This window comes from Thiohalocapsa marina (assembly GCF_008632335.1).
Lineage (GTDB): Bacteria > Pseudomonadota > Gammaproteobacteria > Chromatiales > Chromatiaceae > Thiohalocapsa > Thiohalocapsa marina.
On the sequence record NZ_VWXX01000067.1, the window covers coordinates 1 to 6,811 of the forward strand.

A 6,811-nucleotide genomic window follows, 5' to 3' on the forward strand; every position below is an offset into this window, starting at 1 on the left:
GGCTGGCGGCTGGCGGCTGGCGGCTGGCGGCTGGCGGCTGGCGGCTGGCGGCTGGCGGCTGGCGGCTGGCGGCTGGCATGATATCGCTTCGAGCGACGCGAAAGACATCCCGCCCCCGCGATGCCTGCACGCACCGGCCTTCAGTAGCTGGGCAATTCGACCGGGCGCAGATCGAAGACCAGCACCTCGGCCTGCTCGCCCTCGCCGAAGCGAATCGCTCGGGCATTGCGCAGGCGGGCGCCGTCACCCGCTTCGAGCCGCTGGCCATTGACCGCCAGCGCGCCGCGCACCACGTGGACATAGGCATGGCGGTTCTCCGCCAGTGTCAGGCTCTGCTGTTCCTGGCCATCGAACAGGCCGGCATAGACGCGGGCGTCCTGATGGAGCTGAAGCGACCCCTGTTCCCCCTGCGGGGAGAGGATCAGCCGCAGCTTGCCGCGCTTCTCGGCTGCCTCGAACCGCTGCTGCTGGTAGCGCGGGGTGACACCCTGGCGGTTGGGGATGATCCAGATCTGCAGAAAATGCACCGGCTCCTGGCTCGAGGCGTTGAATTCGCTGTGGCGGATGCCGGTGCCCGCGCTCATCAGCTGCACGTCGCCGGGGCGGATGACGGTGCCCATGCCCATGGAGTCCTTGTGCGCTAGGGCCCCCTCCAGGACATAGGTGAAGATCTCCATGTCGCGGTGGCCATGGGTGTCGAAGCCCCGGCCCGGCTGGACGCGGTCGTCATTGATCACCAGCAGATCGGAAAAGCCGACCTGCTCCGGGTCGTAGTAGCTGCCGAAGGAAAAGCTGTGGCGGGACTGCAACCAGCCCCGCCTGGCGAGACCGCGCTCGGCGGACGGTCTGAGCTCAAGCATTGATGATCCCTCTCTCTGTCGGCTGGATGACCGGGCACTCGGTGGGGAGTGCCCGTCACGGCGAATGTCCGCGTGTTAGTCCTGGACCGCCTCGATGGCGATGGTGATGGTCACCTCATCGCCGACATTGGGGGCGTACTTGCCGGCGTTGAATTCGCTGCGCTTGATGCGCGTGCTGGCATTGGCGCCGATGGCCGGCTTCTGCAGCATGGGGTGCGTCATGCTGGTGAAGTGATTCACCTCGAGCGTCACCGGCCGGGTAACACCCTTGATGGTCAGGTCGCCCTCGATCGCCTTGGGCTCATCGCCCTCGAACACCACCTGCGTGGACTTGAAGGTCGCGGTCGGGTACGTGGCGGTATCCAGGAAGTCCTCGCCCTGGATGTGCTCGTTGAAGGTGGCAAAGCCGGTATCGACCGAGCGGGTGTCGATGACGATGTCAACGGCCCCGGTCTTGGCCTCCGGGTCCAGCATCACGGTGCCGGTGGTCGTGTTGAACCGGCTGACCTGGGTGGACAGGCCGAAGTGGCTGTAGGAGAAGCTCGGGAAGGTATGAGAGCCGTCCACCTGATAGGTCTCCGGCGCAGCCGAGGCGCTGGTCGTGGCGCTGGCCGAGGCAACGGCGAGGATGGCGGCGATGGACAGTTGGCGCGAGTTGGTCATGGGTGTGCTCCGATTGTGGTTGAGGTTGTGGTTGGGTGGATGGGATCAGTCGCCCGGTGTGACGGCGAGCTGAAAGTGAACCTCGACATCGTTGGCGACGATGTCGAAGGCGGCCCAGGGTCCTTCGCCGATGGCGAAGTCTCCCCGGCGCAGGGTGAAGCTGCCCGCGAAGACGCCGGCGTTCCCCTGCTGCGTGAAGGTGGCCGGCACCAGGACCTCCCGGGTCTGGCCCTTGATGCTCAACTGGCCGGCGACCTCGTACGCCTCATCGCCGAGCGCCGTGATGCGGCTGGCGGTAAAGCGGGCGGTCGGAAAGGCCGGGGTATTGAGCCAGGTCTTGGTCGCCACCTCTTCATCGGCCTCCGGGGTGCCGACGTCGATACTGGCCAGATCGACCTCGATCACGGCCTGGGCGCTGGCCGGCTCGGCCGGGTCAAAGCGCACCTGGCTGCTGAAGCTGTTGAAGCCGCCGTCCATGCCAACGCCCATCTGGGTGTAGCGAAAGCTGATGCGGCTCTGGTCGGCCTGCACCTGGGTGAATTCGACGGCCTGGGTGGCGGGCGCAATCAGGCCACTCAGGGCAAGTGCGAGGGCAAGGCGTTTCATGTCATCTGTCTCCGGTTGTCATCTGGGGGATTCACGCCTTGCCGAATCTCGGCAACATGCGCAGGAGGATGTCGTCCCTGTCGATGAAGTGATGCTTCAGGCTGGCGCCGACATGGGCCAGCAGCAGGGCCACCAGCAGCAGGTTCAACCCCATGTGCAGCGTCGCCAGCTGCTCACCCAGGGCCACGTCCTTGGCCAGCAGATCCGGCAGCGGCAAGATGCCGAACCAGACCGTCTGGAAGCCCTTGGCCGAGCTCATCAGCCAGCCCGAGAGCGGGATGGCCAGCATCAACAGATAAAGCAGGCCATGCGTGGCCTGGGCGGCCTGCTGCTGCAACCCGGGCATCCCCGCCGGCAGGACCGGTGGCTGGTGAGTGAGGTGCCAGCCCAGGCGCACGAGCACCAGCAGAAAGACGCTGACACCGGCCCATTTGTGCCAGGCGTACAGTTGCAGCTTCTGCGGCGACAGGGGCAGGTCCTGCATGTAAAAGCCCAGCCCCAGCAGCCCCAGCATCAACAGGGCGATGAGCCAGTGCAGGCCTTTGGCGGTTCGGGTGTAGTGCTGCGTCATGGGCGTCTTCCTCGTGGCGGCCGTGGCTGTCGGCGATGGGTGCACTGTACCGGCCCCGAGCAGTGCGAAATAGCAGGCAAAACGCAAATCTGAATTGCTCAATCTGCAACAATGAAGCGCTCAAATCGCGCCATGGGATCGCGCCATACCCAAGGCCCAACTGACGGGAGCCGGCTGTCCCGCACTGCGGATGTCGGTGCCGTGGCGACACGCGCCGCTTTCGACTGGGCGCAAGATCACTCAGAATGGGCAATTTCTCAGTGCAGGAATGGCAACAATGAACCGTCTCGCCGCCATGGCCACCTTTGTGCGTGTCGCGGAATTGGGCAGTTTCGCGGCCGCCGCCGGCCGACTGGGCGTGGCGCGCTCGGTGATCACGCGCCAGATCGCCGCCCTGGAGGCGCATCTGGGCATCAAGCTGATGGTGCGCACGACGCGCCGCCTGACGCTGACGGCGGGTGGCGCCGCCTACCTGGAGAAGTGCCGGGAGATCCTGGACCTGGTGGAATCGGCCGAGGCGGACGTGATGGCGGATAGCCTGACGCCGCGCGGGCATCTGCGTATCGGCGTGCCCCTGAGCTTCGGGCTGAAGCGGCTGGCGCCGTTACTGCTGGAGTTCGCCCGCGCCCATCCGGACATCACCCTGGCGACGGAGTTCACCGACAGCCAGCAGAACCTGGTGGAGGAAGGCAAGGACCTGATGGTGCGCATCACCGCCCGCCTGCAGCCGGGCGACATCGCCCGCAAGCTGGGGACGTCCCGCCTCCAGGTCATCGCCACCCCGGCCTATCTGGCCCGCCATGGAACGCCCGTGCATCCCGCGGAACTCACCGGTCATGCCCTGATCGGCTACATCCACCGCGGGGTCGTGCAGCCCTGGGTCTTTCGCATCGACGGGGAGGTGAAAACCCTGGACCTGCCGTTCAGGCTCCAGGCCAACAACGGCGAGGCGCTGGCCGAGGCGGCAGCGCGGGACATGGGCATCACCATGGTCCCGGATTTTGTCGCGGAGGACTTTCTGCGCGAGCGCGGCCTGGTCACCCTGCTCGATGACTTCTCCCCGCCCGACCTGGGCGTCTATGCCCTGTTGCCGAGCAATCGCTACATGCCGCACCGGGTGCGCGCCTTGATCGAGTTTCTCTCGCGGCGGATGACGTGTCCTGCGTCAGATCCGGGCTAAGGCCGGTGCGCCGGCGAGCCTCCCTGCTCAGCGCCTACTTCCTCAGGCCGCCGTGGTCCCGTTCAGAAGCGGGTAGTCGGTATAGCCTTTGGGACCGGGCGAATAGAAGGTATCCGGGTCGGGCGTGTTGAGCGATGCCCCCCGGCGAAAACGCTCGGGCAGGTCGGGGTTGGCCAGGAAGGCAGCACCGAATACCGCCGCATCGGCACGACCGGCGGCCAGCGCGGCTTCGGCCCGCGGCTGATCGAGACCGCCGCCCATCAGGTAGGCACCCGCGAACCGCGGGCGCAGCAGCCCGTGATAATCGACCGGCGTGCCAAACAGCGCGACGTGCAGGTAGGCCAGCTTGCGCGCGCGTAACTGATTCACCAGGTAGGTGAAGGTCTCCTGGGGATGGGCGTCGACGATGTCGTTGAAATTCATCTCCGGCGCGATCTTGATGCCGACCCGGTCACCGCCCGCCTCGGCCACCATGGCGTCGAGGACTTCGAGGACGAAACGCGCCCGGTTCTCCAGCGAACCGCCATAGGAGTCCTGGCGCTGATTGGTACCCGACGACAGGAACTGTTCCGGCAGATAGCCCGACGCGGCATGCAGTTCCACGCCATCGAAGCCCGCCTCCAGCGCGCGGCGGGTCGCGGCAGCAAAGTCCGCCACGATGCGCGCGATCTCATCGAGCTCCAGGGCCCGGGGGGTGACGTAATCCTGCAGGCCCGCGGGCGTCCAGCTTTGTCCGCTCGGCTTGATCGTCGACGGCGCCACGGGCAGCGCGTTACCGGGCAATAGCGAGGGATGGGAGATGCGCCCGGTGTGCCAGAGCTGGATGAAGATCTTGCCACCCTTCGCATGTACCGCGTCGGTCACCTGCCGCCAGGCGGCTACCTGGGCATCGGTCTGGATGCCCGGGGTGCGCACATAGCCTCTGCCCATCGGCGAGACATAGGCACATTCGGTGATGATCAGGCCGGCGCCGGCGCGCTGGCCGTAATAGGTCACCGCCAGTTCGCTCTGCACGCCATCGTCATCGGCGCGCGAGCGGGTCATCGGCGCCATCACCAGCCGGTTTTCCAGGGTGTAGCGACCCAGCTGAAGTGGGCTGAAGAGTGTGTTCATGCGGTTTTCCTGTGGGGTCTGGTCGAGGTGCGATGATGATGCGCCCTGGCCACGCTGGGATAAATAGGCCAAAATCGAAATCACTGATCCACCAGTGGAGCAATCGGGCAATGGAGCAAGCGAGATGGAGTTACTGAACGACATGGCCCTGTTCGTGGAGGTGGTCAAGGCGCGCGGGTTTCGCCGTGCGGCCGACGTGCTCGGGATGCCGAGCTCCACGGTATCGCGGCGGGTCAGCGCGCTGGAGAAGGCCATCGGTCTGCGCCTGCTCCACCGCACGACGCGACGGGTCGAACTGACCGAGGCCGGTCAGATCTATTACGAACGCTGCCGGCGCATCGTGGACGAGGCCCGACTGGCCCATGAGCAACTCGGCGAACTGCTGGCGCAACCGACGGGCGTGTTGCGCGCCTCGTTGCCGGTGGATTTCGCGAACACCTACCTGGCGCCGTTGATCGCCGAATTCGCCTGTCGCTACCCGGGCATCCGCTTTGATCTCGACCTGACGCCACGCAAGGTCGACCTGGTGGCCGAGCCCTTCGACGTCGCGATCCGCATGGGTGATCCCGAGGATTCCAATCTGATCGCGCGCTGGATCGCCACCCTGCGGTGTTGCCTGTATGCCGCGCCGGGCTATCTCGAACAGGCAGGTGAAGTGCGTCATCCGACCGATCTGGCGCGACTCGACTGCCTTGTGCTGCGCGGCAGCAGGGCCACCACCTGGACCCTGCGCAGCGGCGAGGCCCGCGTCGAGGTTCCCGTGAGCGGTCGGTTTCAACTCAACAGCATCGGCTTGATGCGTCGCCTGGCCACCCTTGGCCAGGGCATTGCCGTACTGCCCGAGGAGATCGCGGCGGAGGATGTCGGGCAGGGGCGCCTGCGGCGGATTCTGCCGGCATGGGAAGGACCGCCCGCACCGGTCTATGCGATGACCGAAACGCGCCTGCTGCCGGCGAAGACGCAGCGCTTCATCGAGTTTGTGCGTGAGGCCGCGAAGGCGCGCAGGGGTGAACGCCATGAGTGATCCGATGGGTCCTTTTGCAGGAAGGCCCGCTGATCTGCCGACCGAGTAAGCGCTGATCCAGCCGCGGCGGTCATTGTCTGAAGTTGCCGTTGATGTGACTCAGCTCACCGCCGGCGTCTGCCGCAGATAGCTCGAATCACCGAGCTGGCGCAGCACGAACTCGGCGACATCGGCGCGACTGATGCGCCCGCCCCTGATCCCGCGGTCGAATCAGCTTACCCCAGAGGCTGTACCATTTGCCTCCTTTGCCCCCCGTTGACCAAGGCCGCCAACATCCGCTCGCTCCATACCGACGGCTCCACCCAGGTCCACTTGCGTGGATCTCGGGCCTCGCATGCTTGTTTATCCCCTTCGGGCACTGGCGCACTCGGCATCTCGCCTCCGTCTGTTTTGGCCTTCACGAATCAACCTTCCTGCCCACCTTCGCTCAGCACGGGTTTGCTTCCCGCACCTCTCGTCCGCTCCGGAGCGACCCTCGGCAGGGGATGCCCCCAGCGTCTTCAAGCACCGGCGTCTCGGCCGCGTCAGCCCTTGGTCGCCCAGTCCCAAACAGGCACTACTACGCGGGCTCTGACTCCTGCCGCCGGTCACCTCCGCACGGACTTTCACCGTGCTGATGAGACGCCCTCACGGGTGCACTAGGAGCGCCGCCCCGGCGCGACCAACCGAGAGACCTCCCTGTCCTTATCCATCAACCTAACAAGCGCCCGGGACTCTAAGGCACGATTCAGAAATAACCTACACGGATGCACGGTAGGGCGGATAAGCGAAGCGCATCCGCCACAGGCCACAAC

At 65.9% G+C, this 6,811-nt stretch carries 7 protein-coding genes; 2 read left to right on the top strand and 5 right to left on the bottom strand.

Annotated elements, in window-relative coordinates; translation table 11 throughout:
* Nucleotides 1–140 precede the first annotated feature (140 nt).
* The 4 genes from F2Q65_RS19070 to F2Q65_RS19085 all read right to left on the bottom strand — a co-directional run bounded on the left by F2Q65_RS19070 (nucleotide 141) and on the right by F2Q65_RS19085 (nucleotide 2,700).
* The gene (locus F2Q65_RS19070) at nucleotides 141–860 is read right to left on the bottom strand and encodes a pirin family protein (RefSeq protein ID WP_150094982.1); all 720 of its coding nucleotides are present in this window, start codon (nucleotides 858–860) and stop codon (nucleotides 141–143) included.
* 75 nt (nucleotides 861–935) lie between these two features.
* Entirely contained in the window at nucleotides 936–1,523 is a 588-nt protein-coding gene (locus tag F2Q65_RS19075; RefSeq protein WP_150094983.1) for a YceI family protein, read from the bottom strand.
* 45 nt (nucleotides 1,524–1,568) lie between these two features.
* Nucleotides 1,569–2,129, bottom strand: coding sequence for a YceI family protein (locus F2Q65_RS19080; protein ID WP_150094984.1), 561 nt, complete (start codon nucleotides 2,127–2,129; stop codon nucleotides 1,569–1,571).
* Between the two features lie 31 nt (nucleotides 2,130–2,160).
* Nucleotides 2,161–2,700: a cytochrome b gene (locus F2Q65_RS19085; protein ID WP_150094985.1), complete on the bottom strand. Its 540-nt coding sequence runs from the start codon at nucleotides 2,698–2,700 to the stop codon at nucleotides 2,161–2,163.
* A gap of 277 nt (nucleotides 2,701–2,977) precedes the next feature.
* On the opposite strand from F2Q65_RS19085, the gene F2Q65_RS19090 reads away from it, so the two are divergent.
* Nucleotides 2,978–3,880: a LysR family transcriptional regulator gene (locus F2Q65_RS19090; RefSeq protein WP_150094986.1), complete on the top strand. Its 903-nt coding sequence runs from the start codon at nucleotides 2,978–2,980 to the stop codon at nucleotides 3,878–3,880.
* A gap of 42 nt (nucleotides 3,881–3,922) precedes the next feature.
* Here the strand turns inward: F2Q65_RS19090 and F2Q65_RS19095 are convergent, their stop codons facing one another.
* Nucleotides 3,923–5,161: an alkene reductase gene (locus F2Q65_RS19095; protein WP_246156393.1), complete on the bottom strand. Its 1,239-nt coding sequence runs from the start codon at nucleotides 5,159–5,161 to the stop codon at nucleotides 3,923–3,925.
* On the opposite strand from F2Q65_RS19095, the gene F2Q65_RS19100 reads away from it, so the two are divergent.
* A complete protein-coding gene (locus F2Q65_RS19100; protein ID WP_246156395.1) occupies nucleotides 5,148–6,017 on the top strand; it encodes a LysR family transcriptional regulator in 870 nt (289 codons plus the stop codon). The genes F2Q65_RS19095 and F2Q65_RS19100 overlap by 14 nt on opposite strands.
* The last annotated feature ends 794 nt before the right edge of the window (nucleotides 6,018–6,811 follow it).

Coding starts and splice junctions, on each gene's coding strand:
- F2Q65_RS19080 (WP_150094984.1), bottom strand. CDS start 2,129: ATGAAACGCCTTGCCCTCGCACTTGCCCTGAGTGGCCTGATTGCGCCC.
- F2Q65_RS19075 (WP_150094983.1), bottom strand. CDS start 1,523: ATGACCAACTCGCGCCAACTGTCCATCGCCGCCATCCTCGCCGTTGCC.
- F2Q65_RS19070 (WP_150094982.1), bottom strand. CDS start 860: ATGCTTGAGCTCAGACCGTCCGCCGAGCGCGGTCTCGCCAGGCGGGGC.
- F2Q65_RS19085 (WP_150094985.1), bottom strand. CDS start 2,700: ATGACGCAGCACTACACCCGAACCGCCAAAGGCCTGCACTGGCTCATC.
- F2Q65_RS19090 (WP_150094986.1), top strand. CDS start 2,978: ATGAACCGTCTCGCCGCCATGGCCACCTTTGTGCGTGTCGCGGAATTG.